A 13,079-nucleotide genomic window follows, 5' to 3' on the forward strand; every position below is an offset into this window, starting at 1 on the left:
GGAGACATCCATGACGGCCGTTCGCCGCCGCTACGTCGAGGGCCGTTTCGGCCAGGTCCACGCCCGGATCGCGCAGCCCGACAGGGACTGCGGCAAACGCCCGCTCCTGCTCATCCACATGAGCCCGATGACAGGCCGCATCTTCGAGGCGCTGGCGGGCGAAATGGGCGAGGACCGGCTGGCCGTCGCCTTCGACACGCCGGGCTATGGCCAGTCCGATGCCCCGGACACGCAGCCCTCCATCGAGACGTACGCCGCCGCGCTGGGCGAGGCGATGGAGGCGCTTGCTCCCGATGGCCCCTTTGACATCCTGGGCTATCATACAGGTTCGCTGACCGCGACCGCGCTTGCCGCGCTCAGCCCTGGGCGGGTGGGCCGTCTCGTCCTCATCGGCGCGCCGCTCTTCAACCCTGACGAGCGTGCCACCTTCAGGAGCTACTACGGCCCGACGAGCCCCTGCGCGGACGGCGAGCACCTCGCGCGGCGCTGGCGCGGCTTTGTCCATCATTACCGACGCCCGGGCATGAGCCTGGAGGAGGTCGCCGAGCACTTCGAGGAGGCCATGACCGGCGGCGCCAACGCCTGGTGGGGCCATGCCGCGGCCTTCGATTACGAGCTGGAAGCGGCCCTCAAGGCCCTCGCCCATCCCACGCTCATCCTCAAGACCGGCGATGACCTTGCCCTCCAGACCGAGCCTGCCCGCCGCCTTTCGCCGCACATCGACATGTTCGACGCGCCCGGCTGGGGCCATGGCTTTGCCACCACCCACGCCCGGGACCTTGCCGCCGTGCTGCGCGCCTGGCTCGATGCCGGGAGCCGGGAGGCGCGGACCGCCGTGATGGGTGCCCCGGCCCCGGCCTCCGCCCTTGGTCCGATATGGCCCCCACCCGAGGCGGGAAGCTTCGCGCCGGAATGACCCTGAGCTGAAACTTGCGACCGATTCGCAAAAGCCACCTCATCCTGACGCCCCGCACCCACTGGGGGCCTCCCGGACAGCCCGGCCCGCGCACCATTTTTCGCACCTGCAGAACCCCGGCTTACGGCCCGAAAATGGGCATTTCCGGCACGTTGCGCCCTACGTGTTAGAAAACTTTGGCCCGCGCCAAGCAAATTTCGACCCCGCCACGTCTGGCCATATCTTGACCAAGGGGCCAAGTTACGCTTGACGCACGCCACACGAGATGGGTCATGTCCCGCTTCGCCCCGGAGGCTGCGGCGGTGTGGCCCGACCACGCCGCAGGCGCCGCCAGGCGGGATCTTCCCGCTCCCGGCGCGCCGAGCGAACTAACGAATTTTGCGCATACCGAGGAATTTGACACGATGAGCGAACCCACTGCCGAAGCCCCGGTAACTCTCGAACCCACCAAGGCGCTGAGCGTCGAGACGGTGAACTCGGTCCATCACTGGAACGACCGCCTCTTCAGCTTCAAGATCACGCGTCCCTCGACCTTCCGTTTCCGCTCGGGCGAATTCATCATGATCGGCCTGATGGACGACAACGGCCGCCCGCTGCTGCGCGCCTACTCGGTCGCCAGCCCCGCCTGGGACGAGGAACTCGAGTTCCTCTCGATCAAGGTCCAGGACGGCCCGCTGACCTCGCGCCTGCAGAAGATCCAGCCCGGCGACCAGATCTTCCTGGGCCGCAAGCCGGTCGGCACGCTCGTCACCGACGCGCTGCTTCCGGGCAAGCGCCTGTTCTTCTTCTCGACCGGCACCGGTCTTGCTCCCTTCATGTCGCTCGCGCGCGATCCCGACGTCTACGAGATGTTCGACCAGGTCGTCTGCGTCCACGGCGTGCGCCAGGTGAGCGACCTTGCCTACCGCGAGATGCTCGAAGCGCGTCTCGCCGAGGACCCGCTGGTGGGCGAAGAGGCGGTGGAGAAGTTCCACTACGTTCCTTCGGTGACGCGTGAGGAATTCCACACCACCGGCCGCATCGGTGACCTCATCGAGAACGGCCGCCTGTTCCAGGGCCTGGACGGCGATGCCAAGCTCAACCCGGAGACCGACCGCATCATGCTGTGCGGCTCGATGGACATGATCAAGGGCCAGGCCGAGTACCTCGAAAGCATCGGCTTTACCGAGGGCTCCAACTCCAAGCCCGGCGACTTCGTGATCGAGCGCGCCTTCGTCGACTGATTTCGTCTCCATGTACCCGAGACACGAAAAGGGCCGCAGCGATGCGGCCCTTTTTTTGTGTCCGGTACGATGCGCTCAGGCGAGGTCGAAGCGGTCCGCGTTCATCACCTTGGTCCAGGCCGCCACGAAGTCCTCGACGAACTTCTGCTGGTTGTCGTCCTGCGCGTAGACTTCGCCATAGGCGCGCAGGATCGAGTTCGCACCGAAGGTAAGGTCGAGTTCGCTCGCCGTCCATCGGGTCTCGCCCGAAGCCCGGTCGATCACGGCGTAATGGCCATCCTCCATCTTTTCCCAGCGATTGCCCATGTCCACGAGGTTCACGAAGAAATCGGTGCTGAGCACGCCTTCGCGCTCGGTGAACATGCCCAGTTCGCTGTTGCCATGGTTGGTGCCGAGCACGCGCATGCCCCCCACCAGCACGGTCATTTCCGGCGCGGTCAGCCCCATCAGCTGCGTGCGGTCGAGCATCAGTTCCGCCGGGCTCACCGCAAAGTCGGCCTTGAGCCAGTTGCGGTAGCCATCGTGCAGCGGCTCGAGCGGCTCGAAGCTCTCCGCGTCGGTCTGCTGCGCGCTCGCGTCGCCCCGTCCGGGCGTGAACGGCACCTCGATCGGGAAGCCCGCCGCCGCCGCCGCCTGCTCGATCGCGACGTTGCCCGCCAGCACGATCGTATCGGCCAGGCTTGCCCCGACCGAATCCGCCAGCGAGGCGAGCACCCCGATGACGCGCCCCAGCCGCTCGGGCTCGTTGCCCTCCCAGTCCTTCATGGGCGCCAGGCGAATGCGCGAGCCATTCGCGCCCCCGCGCATGTCCGAGGCCCGAAACGTGCGCGCGCTGTCCCAGGCCGTCGACACCAGCGCGCGCGTGGTGAGGCCACTGCCCGCGATCCATTCCTTGAGTGCGGCAACGTCATAGTCGGTGGGGCCCTGCGGCACCGGGTCCTGCCAGAGCAGCTCCTCGGCCGGCACGTCGGGGCCGAAATAGCGCGCCTTTGGCCCCATGTCGCGGTGGGTCAGCTTGAACCAGGCCCGCGCGAAGGCGTCCTTGAAGCGTGCCGGATCGGCCCGGAAACCTTCCATGATGCGCCGGTAGTCGGGGTCGACCTTGAGCGCCATGTCCGCGTCGGTCATGATCGGATTGTGGCGCCGGGTGGGATCGGCAACGTCGAGCGGACGATCCTCCTCGGCGATGGAAACAGGCTCCCACTGCCAGGCCCCCGCCGGGCTCTTGGCCAGTTCCCACTCGTGGTCGAAGAGCATGTCGAAATAGCCCATGTCAAAGACCGTGGGGTTGCTCGTCCAGGCACCTTCGATGCCGCTGGTGATCGCGTCGGGGCCGACCCCGGTGCCGCCCGGATTGACCCAGCCGAACCCTTGCGCCTCCACCCCCGCCGCCTCGGGCTCGGGACCAAGCGCGCTGGCATCGCCATTGCCGTGGCACTTGCCCACGGTGTGCCCGCCTGCGGTGAGCGCGGCGGTCTCCTCATCGTCCATGGCCATGCGCGCGAAGGTGACGCGCATGTCGTGCGCGGTCTTCAGCGGATCGGGATTGCCGTCCACCCCTTCGGGATTGACGTAGATGAGCCCCATCATGACCGCCGCCAGCGGGTTCTCCAGGTCCCGCTCGCCCGAATAGCGGGTGCCCTCGCTGCCACTGGGCGCCAGCCAGTCCGTCTCGCTCCCCCAGTAGGTGTCGATTTCGGGCGCCCAGATGTCTTCGCGCCCGAAACCGAAGCCGAACGGCTCCAGCCCCATCGTCTCGTAGGCGATCGTGCCCGCCAGGATCATGAGATCAGCCCAGCTGACCGCGTTGCCGTACTTCTTCTTGAGCGGCCAGAGCAGACGCCGCGCCTTGTCGAGACTGACGTTGTCGGGCCAGGAATTGAGCGGGGCAAAGCGCTGGTTGCCCGTCCCCCCACCGCCGCGCCCGTCGGCGATGCGGTAGGACCCGGCCGAGTGCCAGGCCATGCGGATCATGAGCCCGCCATAATGCCCCCAGTCGGCGGGCCACCAATCCTGGCTGTCGGTCATGAGCGCGCGCATGTCCGCCTTCAGCCCCTCGATATCGAGCGATTTCAGCGCCTCGCGGTAATTGAAGCCTGCGCCCATCGGGTTGGTCTTGGTGTCGTGCTGGGCCAGGATCTCGAGCTTGAGGGCCTGGGGCCACCAGCCCGTGCTCGAGGTCCCCGCCGAGGTCATGCCTCCGTGGATGACGGGGCACGTGCCCCCCTTGGCGGTGTCGGTGGGCGTGCTCGCGTTCATCGCATCGTGCTCCTCTCGTGGTCCCGGCACATCTCGAAGGCCGTCTGGCCCGGTGCGCCCTCTTGCAGGACAGCGGGCAGCTTATGCCCGTCCGCCTCCCGGCTCAAGGGCGCACGCACGCGCGCACTCTGCACCGGCACACCCCTCGCCGGCCATTGCGGAAAACCCCAAGTACAGCGACGCGCCTCCCCGCACGCGGACAGGTCCACGCGCCTGATGCGTAGAAATATCCCCGAGACCTCAGGCCTATCCACGAGAGCGCCTGGCGAACACCCCCTTAGGATATGCCCCTTCACGACAGGGAAGGGACTGCCATGCTGCGCACACTGGGTGCCGAATTGTTCGGAACATTCTGGCTCGTCTTCGGAGGGTGCGGCGCGGCCGTCCTTGCGGCGGGCTTCCCCGACCTGGGTATCGGCTTTGCCGGGGTCGCCCTCGCCTTCGGGCTGACCGTGCTGACCATGGCCTACGCCGTGGGCGGTATCTCGGGCGGGCATTTCAACCCGGCGGTCTCGCTCGGCCTTGCCATTGCGGGGCGCTTTGCCTGGAGGGACCTTGTGCCCTACTGGATCGCCCAGGTGCTGGGCGCAATTGTCGCGGGCGCCGTTCTCTACGCCATCGCCTCGGGCCAGCCGGGTTTCACCGCAGGGGCCTTTGCCTCGAACGGTTTTGGCGACCTCTCCCCCGGAGGCTATTCGCTGAGCGCCGCGCTGCTTGCCGAGATCGTGCTGACCGCCGGTTTCCTGATCGTGATCCTGGGCGCCACTTCGGCCTACGTGCCGGGCGGCTTCGCGCCGATTGCCATTGGCCTTGCGCTCACGCTCATTCACCTTGTCTCGATTCCCGTCACCAACACCTCGGTGAACCCGGCCCGCTCGACCGGCGTTGCCCTCTTCGCCGAGACCGACGCGCTCGCCCAGCTCTGGCTGTTCTGGAGCGCCCCCATGATCGGCGCAGCGCTAGGCGCGCTCATCTGGCGCTTCATCCTCACCCCGGGCGATGCACTGGCCAACCTCGGCGGCGAGACCTGAGCCGCTTCCTTGCGTGAAGCGGCAAGAGCCCTCCCCCGGACAGATGAAAGGGAATTGGCGCGCCCGGCAGGGTTCGAACCTGCGGCCCCAAGCTTAGAAGGCTCGTGCTCTATCCAGCTGAGCTACGGGCGCGCACATCAGGGCTCATAGCGCGCTTCGGGTTTTGCGCAAACCACCTGAGGCCTGCAATCAACGCTTTGTTTGGGGGGAAAGGCAGGTTAGGCAAAGCGCCATGGCACAGGCGCATCCGCAAGCATCCCCCTCTTCCACCACCTCGCACCTCACCCGCATCGACGGGAAGAGCGGTGGGCGGCGCCACTTTCGCTATTTCGACTACGCGATGGCCGCCTTCGTCGCGATCCTGCTGCTCTCCAACCTCATCGGTGCGGCCAAGCTAACCACGGTCGAGGGCTGGACCTTCGGCGCGGGCATCCTGTTCTTCCCCGTCAGCTACGTGCTGGGCGACGTGCTGACCGAAGTCTACGGCTATGCCAACGCGCGCCGCTGCGTGTGGGTGGGCTTCTTCGCGCTGATCTTCATGGCCTTCATGAGCTTCGTCGTCGTTGCCATGCCCCCGTCGGCCGACTGGGGCTGCGCGGCGAGCGCCGACCCGCTGCTGGCCGACGTCGTGTCCGCCTCCAACCCCGGCACCGTGTGCCAGTCCACCTACGTCTCGGTCTTTGGCAGCACCTGGCGCATCGTTGCCGCATCGGTCGTCGCGTTCTGGGCGGGCGAGTTCGTCAATTCCTACGTCATGGCCAAGATGAAGGTGTGGACGAAGGGCCGCCACATGTGGATGCGCACGATTGGCTCGACCGTCTTCGGGCAGGCGATGGACAGTGCGATCTTCTACCCGGTCGCGTTCCTGGGCGTGTGGACGGGCCAGTCGATCCTTGTCGTCATGCTCACCAACTGGGCGCTCAAGGTGCTGTGGGAGGCCGTCCTCACCCCGCTGACCTACCTCGTCGTAGGCTGGCTGAAAGCGCGCGAGGGCGTGGACGTCTTCGACGACAACCTCGACTTCTCGCCGTTTGCCAAGACCGACGCGGTCTGAGCGCGCCATCGCAGGGCGCCTCTTGGCAAGCTGCCCCTCAACCGGCTAGGCCCGCGCGGCCCATGCTCGACCGCCTGTTCCTCTCCCGATTTCGCAACCACGGCGAAACCGTCCTTTCGGGCACGGCGCAGTTCAACCTGCTGGTCGGCGAGAATGGTGCGGGCAAGACCAACGTGCTGGAAGCCATCAGCCTGATCGCACCGGGGCGCGGCTTGCGCCGGGCAGGCCTCCCCGAAATCGCAGGCCAGGACGGGGGCGGCGGCTTTGCGGTCAGCGCGGACCTGTGCGTGCCGGGCGCCGCGCCGGTGCGCCTCGGTACAGGCACCGCGCCGGAAAAGCCGACCCGGCGGCTGGTTCAGGTCAACGGCGCCAACGCGACGGCCACGAGCCTTGCCGAGTGGCTCTCCATCGGCTGGCTGACCCCGGCGATGGACCGCCTCTTCACCGAAAGCGCAGGCGGACGGCGGCGTTTTCTCGACCGGCTGGTGCTGGCCCTTCGCCCGGCCCATGCCGGGCACGCGGCCAGGCTGGAGAACGCCGTGCGCGAACGCAACCGCATGCTCGCCGATCCGCGCACGCCCGATCCCTGGTGGCTCGACGCGATAGAACTCCAGATCGCCGAGGCGGGAAGCGCCGTTGCGCAGGCCCGCGCGGACCTCATTGCCCAGCTGGACGCGGTTCTGGCCGCGCTCCCCGACGCGCCCTTTGCAAGGCCCGCCCTCACCTACCGCCCCGGTGGCCCGATTGCGGCCGAGGTGCTGGCCGAAGCCCTGCGCGAAAGCCGCCCGCGCGAACGCGCCGCCCAGCGCACGCTGACCGGCCCCCACCGCGACGAGCTGGAGGTCATCATGGCCGCCAAGAACCAGCCCGCCGCGGACTGCTCGACCGGGGAGCAGAAGGCCATGCTCATCGCTCTTGTCCTGGCCCACTCGCACCTGCTCGAAAGCGGCGGCGAGACGCGCCCGCGCCTGTTGCTGCTGGACGAGGTTGCGGCGCATCTCGATCCGGTGCGGCGCGAGGCGCTGTTCGACCGGCTTCGCACGGGCTCCGCCCAGGTCTGGCTGACCGGAACCGAGACCGCGCCGTTCGGACCGATCCTGGAGGAAGCCGCCGTCTGGCACGTGCGCGAAGGCACCGCGACACGAATGTAACCCCCTGCCCGGACACGAAAAAGGCCCGCCCGGCGCTCCCCGTGCAGGGAGGCCAGAGCGAGCCTTTTCAATTGGCCAAGCCGGATCGGATCAGGCGGCGGCCTTGATCTCGACCAGGGTCAGGCCGAAGTGCAGGTCCTCGCCCGCGAGCGGGTGGTTGCCGTCGACCTTGACCGCCTCTTCACCGATCTCGGTGATGACGAGGTTGACGGTCGAGCCGTCCTGCTGGCGTGCGGCGAGTTCCATGCCGATCTGCGGCTCGGGCTCGGCGGGCAGGTTGCTGCGCGGGATCTCGACGATCATTTCCTCGCGGCGCGGGCCGAACGCGTCGGCGGCAGCGATGGTCACCGACTGCTCGGAGCCCACTTCCATGCCGATCAGCGCAGCTTCCACCTGCGGGAAGATTTCCGAACCGCCGATGGTGACCGTCTGCGGGCCTTCCTGCTGGGTGCTGCCGACAACCTGACCGGCATCGGTGCGAACTTCAAAGTTGATGAGCACGGTATCGCCGCTCTTTGCGCTCTGCATAGATATTCCTTCGGGATAATTCGTTCCGACGCGCCGTGCCCTCCAGGCCCCCCGCGCATCGCTCGTTCGGCGGCGTCAAACACGCGCCAGCTTGGCCCCAAGAGTCGCAGACCTGTGCCTGCGCGTCAACCGAAGTGGCCGGACGGCGCCCCGGGGCGCCTCTTGGGACAGGCTATCTGGGGCCTACCTCCCGATCTTCAAGCGATCTTTTTCAGCCGCCTTCCGCCGTGTCCTCTTCCTCGACCGGAGGCAGCGCCCGGGTCACGTCGTCGAGCGTGGCGCTGACGATGGCATCGACGCCAAGTGCCGTGGGGTGCACGTGATCGTCCTGCATGAGGTCGGGCTTGTCGATCACCGACTGGAGGAAGAAAGGCACCAGCGTCACGCCCTCTTCCTGCGCGATCTGCGGGTAGATCGGATTGAACTGCTCGGCATAATCCATGCCCAGATTGGGCGCGGCCAGCATGCCCAGGAGCACAACCTTAATGTTGTCGGCCTTCAGACGCGCGACGATCTCTTCGAGGTTCTTGCGGGTCTCCTCGGGGGGAAGCGAGCGCAACATGTCGTTACCGCCGAGGCTGATGATGACGAGTTCGGGTTTTTGCGGCTGGCTCTCCAGCGTGAAGTCGAGCCGCGCGAGGCCCGCCGCTGTCGTATCGCCCGAAACGCCCGCATTGGTGATCCGCGCGTTCACGCCGTGCGCACGCAGCGCCTGTTCCAGACGCTCCGGGTAGCTCTCGCCATCGTCCAGCCCATAGCCCGCCAGCAGCGAGTCCCCGAAGGCAAGAATGCGCCGTTCGGGCCCCATCACCGGCATGGCCGCGCCGACATCGCCCACTTCTGCGCCCCCCCCTTCGCTGGCCGGAGCCGAGCTGGGCGCGGGATCGCCGCAGGCCGACAGAAGGACGAGGGGCAGCAGCGGAACCACGAAATTCAGACGGCGCAAGGACTTCTCCATATTCGGCGGGCTTGTGAAATGCGTAAATCCCCCCCCATATGGGAGCCGTGACCCGATCTTCCCACTCCCCTTCCGACAATTCCCCCGCCCCCTCGCCCGCGATCCACGCGCGGGACCTGCGCCTGACGCTCGGCCAGAGTGCAAGCGCGGTCGAGATCCTCAAGGGCATCGACCTCACCGTTCCTGTTGGCCAGACGCTGGCGCTGCTGGGCCCCTCGGGCTCGGGCAAGTCCTCGCTGATGTCGGTCCTCTCGGGCCTTGAGCGTGCCAGTTCCGGTGCGTTGCAGGTCGCAGGTGCGGACTTCGCCGGGATGGAGGAGGACCAGCTCGCCCGGGCCCGTCGCGGGCGCATCGGCATCGTCCTTCAGGCCTTTCACCTGCTGCCCACGATGACCGCGCTCGAAAACGTCGCGACACCGCTCGAACTCGCCGGGATCACCGGCGCCCACGAACGGGCCGAAGCCGAACTGGCGGCGGTCGGCCTTGGCCACCGCCTCGGCCACTACCCGGCCCAGCTTTCGGGCGGCGAGCAGCAGCGCGTGGCGATTGCCCGCGCGCTGGCGCCGCGCCCCACGCTCGTCTTCGCCGACGAGCCCACCGGCAACCTTGACCAGGCGACGGGTGAGAGCATCGTCGAGCTGCTCTTCGCCCGCCGAGCGGAAGCCGGGGCGACACTCGTCATCATCACCCACGACGCCAGCCTCGCGCAGCGCTGCGAGCGCATCGTCACCATCGGCGATGGCGTGATCGCCCACGACAGCTTGCCCGCGTCCGCCCCCGATGTCTGAGCAAACGCTGCCCTGGGCCACCGCCTGGAAGATCGCCCGGCGCGACCTTCACGCCCGCTTCAAGGGCCTGCGCCTGCTTCTCGTCTGCCTGTTCCTGGGTGTCGGGGCGCTCGCCGCCATCGGCACGCTGACCGGCTCGATCGAGCGCGAACTGACCAGTCGGGGCCGCGAGGTGCTGGGCGGGGACATCGAACTGCGCATGTGGCAGCGCGGCTTGACCAAGGCAGAACGCACAGCCCTGCACGAACTCGGCACCGTGTCGGAAGGCACCCGCATGCAGGCGATTGCCCGCAAGGGCGATCTCACCGCGCCCGTGGCCCTCAAGGCCGTGGACGCGGCCTGGCCGCTCTACGGGTCCCTGGCCCTTGCCGATGGCCGCAACATGGGCGCCCCCCCCAGTGGCACGGCCTGGATCGCGCGCGGCACCGCCGCACGCCTCGGCCTTGATGTCGGCGACAGCTTCTCGCTGGGCGGCGAGACGGTCCGGGTCGGCGGGATCATTGCCAGCGACCCCGAACAGCTTTCCGAAGGCTTCGCGCTGGGCGATCTGGCCATCGCGGCCGCCGACCTGCCAGCCAGGGCCAATCTCACCGCACCCGGTGCCATGTACCGCAGCGCTGTGCGCGTGCGCTTCGATGCGCCCTCGCGCAACGCCGAAACGACGGCCGAGGCGCTCACCGACACCTTCGGGGAGGACGCCTTCGAGGTTCGAACCCACGAAGCCGCCTCCCCCTCCACCGCGCGCTTCGTCGAGCGCATGGGCCAGTTCCTGATCCTTGTCGGCCTTGCCGCGCTGGTCATTGCCGGGATCGGCATCGGCGGCGGCGTCTCCTCCTACCTCGAGGCCCGGCGTTCCTCGATCGCCACCTTGAAGGTCCTGGGCGCCACCAGCCGCGATATCGCGCGCATCTACCTGCTGCAGGTCGGCAGCGCCGCGCTGGCCGGCAGCCTTGCAGGCCTTGTCGCGGGCGTCGCGGTCACCCCGCTTCTGGCCCGCGCGCTGGGCGATCTCCTCCCGGTCGACACGGGCACCACGATAGCCCCCGCGGCACTTGCAACAGCCGCCGCGTACGGCCTTCTTGTCGCGCTGATCTTCGCCGCGCCGCCGCTGGCCCGTGCGCGCAGTTTCCCGGCCATGGCGCTGATGCGCGCGGGCGTTTCCCCCTTGCGCGCGAACCTGCGCACGTTCGCGCTTCCCGTGGGCCTTGGCCTTGCCGCCATCGTTGCGCTCGCGCTTGTCAACGCCGCGCAGCCGATGGTGACGCTCGGCTTCCTCGCAGGATCGGCGCTGCTGCTTGGCCTCCTCGCCGCGCTGGGCCTTGGCATCCGCAAGCTGGCCGCCCACCTGCCGCGTCCCGGCGATCCGATCCTGCGCGCAGGGCTCGCCAACCTCTCGCGCCCCGGCGCGCAGACCGGCGCCCTTGTCACCGCGCTCGGCTTCGGGCTTTCCGCCTTCGTCCTCATCGCCGCGATCCAGACCAGTCTTGATGGCAACATGCGCAACGCTCTCCCCGACCGCGCCCCCGACTACTTCGTGCTCGACATCCCCAAGGCCGGAGCCGAGGATTTTCGCGCCACCGTCGAACGCACGCTTCCCGGCTCCAGCGTCCGCATCGTGCCCAACCTGCGCGGCCGGGTGATCGCCTATGGCCCCAGGGACGCGATGACCCGCGTCGCCGATCTCGACGAGCGCCCCGAGGGCGCCTGGGCGCTGCGCGGCGAACGCGGCCTCACCTATGCCGAAACGGTCCCCGAGGGGAGCACCGTGACCTCGGGGCACTGGTGGGCACCCGATTACTCGGGCGAGCCGCTCGTCTCGATCGACGAGGAATTTGCAGAGGCCGTGGGCCTGAAGGTGGGCGATTATCTCACCGTCAGCCTGCTCGGTGTCGAGCGCACCGCGCGCATCGCCGCGCTGCGCCGGATCGACTGGGACACGATGGGCTTCAACTTCGTGATGGTCTTTTCGCCCAACACCCTTGCCGATGCCCCCCATAACCTCGCCGCCACCATCGATACCGGGGGCAAGGGTAGGCCGCGCGATTTCCTCCCGGTCCTGGCCCGCGAATTTCCTTCGAGTTCGGTGATCGAGACCGGGTCGCTGCTGACCCAGGCGCGCGGCATCCTCGATCAGATGACGCTGGCAATCCTGGCCGCCGCCTCGGTCGCGGTGCTGGCGGGTCTTGCCGTGCTGCTGGGCGCGATTGCCGCCGCGCGCGCCAGCCGGACCTACGACAACGTGATCCTGCGCGTGCTGGGCGCCAGCCGCCACCAGCTGCTTGTCCTCCAGATCGTGGAGTACGGCGCGCTCGCGCTGGTGCTGGGCCTTGTCGCGCTGGCCCTGGGGAGCGCGATGGCCTGGGCGGTCATCACCCAGCTCTTCGAGTTCGAATGGCTTCCCGACTGGCCGCGTATCCTCGCCGTCCTCGCCGCCGGGCTGGTCCTTGTCCTCGCCTTTGCGCTGGGCGGCTCGCTGCCGCAGCTGCGCGCCCGGCCTGCCCGCGCCCTGCGCGAGCTCTAGATACGAAAAAGGGGCAAGGGCGCCATGCCCCTGCCCCCTTTTCAGGTGCGCGGTCTTTCGCCTCAGGCGAAGACGTCGGCGCCTTCGGCAACCTCACGCGGGTCGCGGGTCTTGTAGACCAGCGTGCTCGCGATCATGTCGTGCAGACCCTGCTTGCGCAGGGTGAAGGCCACCATGATGTAGCCGATGAGCAGGATCAGGCCCGACAGGATCTTGGCGAAGTAGCGCCCGGTCGCCCGGCCGAAGCTGATGCGCTGCCCATTGAGATCAGTCACGATCAGACCGATTGCGAGCTTGCCCACCGTCGCCTGCATCTTGGAGCTTTCCAGCAGCGCGAAGTAGAGCCACTGCGCGACGAAGCTGATCAGAAGTGACGCGGCCACCATCGGACCCATGATCAGGTCCTCGTTGCCACCCATGAGCGCGGCGTTGAAGCCCACGCCCAGCCCCAGGAAGCCGGTCACGATGGACAGGGCGATCTGCAACAGGATCGCATCGATGAAATAGGCGAGAACCCGCCACCAAAAACCGCCGTACGGCACCATAAGAGCCCCTCTCTTTTCTCGGATGACCGATTTCGAACATCGGCCAGATGACCAATTCGTCCCACGTACGGCGCAAATTTTCAAAGATTTTCGAGTAACTTTCCA

Annotated in this window: 11 protein-coding genes and 1 tRNA gene; 7 read left to right on the plus strand and 5 right to left on the minus strand. The window is 67.8% G+C overall.

Annotated elements, in window-relative coordinates; genetic code table 11:
• The first annotated feature begins 10 nt into the window (after positions 1–10).
• Positions 11–916 carry an alpha/beta fold hydrolase gene (locus HT578_RS05785; RefSeq protein WP_213502646.1) on the plus strand — a complete coding sequence of 302 codons (906 nt, stop codon included), beginning with the start codon at positions 11–13 and terminating at the stop codon, positions 914–916.
• 404 nt (positions 917–1,320) lie between these two features.
• Complete coding sequence (locus tag HT578_RS05790; RefSeq protein WP_039394904.1) at positions 1,321–2,139, plus strand: ferredoxin--NADP reductase; 819 nt, start codon at positions 1,321–1,323, stop codon at positions 2,137–2,139.
• Positions 2,140–2,214: 75 nt separating this feature from the next.
• On the opposite strand, the gene katG is transcribed toward HT578_RS05790, so the two are convergent.
• On the minus strand, positions 2,215–4,398 hold the full coding sequence (gene katG / locus HT578_RS05795; protein ID WP_213502648.1) for a catalase/peroxidase HPI: 2,184 nt from the start codon (positions 4,396–4,398) through the stop codon (positions 2,215–2,217).
• Positions 4,399–4,712: 314 nt separating this feature from the next.
• Here katG and aqpZ point away from each other — a divergent pair, with 314 nt between their 5' ends.
• Positions 4,713–5,429: an aquaporin Z gene (aqpZ, locus tag HT578_RS05800; protein ID WP_039392592.1), complete on the plus strand. Its 717-nt coding sequence runs from the start codon at positions 4,713–4,715 to the stop codon at positions 5,427–5,429.
• A 55-nt stretch (positions 5,430–5,484) separates the two neighbouring features.
• On the opposite strand, the gene HT578_RS05805 is transcribed toward aqpZ, so the two are convergent.
• Positions 5,485–5,561: transfer RNA gene (locus HT578_RS05805), tRNA-Arg, on the minus strand.
• Between the two features lie 100 nt (positions 5,562–5,661).
• On the opposite strand from HT578_RS05805, the gene HT578_RS05810 reads away from it, so the two are divergent.
• Positions 5,662–6,483 carry a queuosine precursor transporter gene (locus HT578_RS05810; protein WP_039392591.1) on the plus strand — a complete coding sequence of 274 codons (822 nt, stop codon included), beginning with the start codon at positions 5,662–5,664 and terminating at the stop codon, positions 6,481–6,483.
• A 62-nt stretch (positions 6,484–6,545) separates the two neighbouring features.
• A complete protein-coding gene (recF, locus tag HT578_RS05815; RefSeq protein ID WP_213502649.1) occupies positions 6,546–7,634 on the plus strand; it encodes a DNA replication/repair protein RecF in 1,089 nt (362 codons plus the stop codon).
• A 90-nt stretch (positions 7,635–7,724) separates the two neighbouring features.
• Here the strand turns inward: recF and HT578_RS05820 are convergent, their stop codons facing one another.
• Positions 7,725–8,162 carry an FKBP-type peptidyl-prolyl cis-trans isomerase gene (locus HT578_RS05820; RefSeq protein WP_039392589.1) on the minus strand — a complete coding sequence of 146 codons (438 nt, stop codon included), beginning with the start codon at positions 8,160–8,162 and terminating at the stop codon, positions 7,725–7,727.
• A 211-nt stretch (positions 8,163–8,373) separates the two neighbouring features.
• The gene (locus HT578_RS05825; protein ID WP_213502651.1) at positions 8,374–9,120 is read right to left on the minus strand and encodes an arylesterase; all 747 of its coding nucleotides are present in this window, start codon (positions 9,118–9,120) and stop codon (positions 8,374–8,376) included.
• Positions 9,121–9,158: 38 nt separating this feature from the next.
• On the opposite strand from HT578_RS05825, the gene HT578_RS05830 reads away from it, so the two are divergent.
• Together HT578_RS05830 and HT578_RS05835 are read left to right on the plus strand one after the other, a co-directional pair.
• Positions 9,159–9,908, plus strand: a complete 750-nt coding sequence (locus tag HT578_RS05830) for an ABC transporter ATP-binding protein (RefSeq protein ID WP_213502653.1) — start codon at positions 9,159–9,161, stop codon at positions 9,906–9,908.
• The gene (locus tag HT578_RS05835; RefSeq protein ID WP_213502655.1) at positions 9,901–12,429 is read left to right on the plus strand and encodes an ABC transporter permease; all 2,529 of its coding nucleotides are present in this window, start codon (positions 9,901–9,903) and stop codon (positions 12,427–12,429) included. Before HT578_RS05830 ends, HT578_RS05835 begins: the two co-directional genes overlap by 8 nt.
• A gap of 62 nt (positions 12,430–12,491) precedes the next feature.
• Here the strand turns inward: HT578_RS05835 and HT578_RS05840 are convergent, their stop codons facing one another.
• On the minus strand, positions 12,492–12,974 hold the full coding sequence (locus HT578_RS05840; protein WP_213502657.1) for an RDD family protein: 483 nt from the start codon (positions 12,972–12,974) through the stop codon (positions 12,492–12,494).
• Between the last annotated feature and the right edge of the window lie 105 nt (positions 12,975–13,079).

It is taken from the genome of Novosphingobium decolorationis (assembly GCF_018417475.1).
GTDB classification, from domain to species: domain Bacteria; phylum Pseudomonadota; class Alphaproteobacteria; order Sphingomonadales; family Sphingomonadaceae; genus Novosphingobium; species Novosphingobium decolorationis.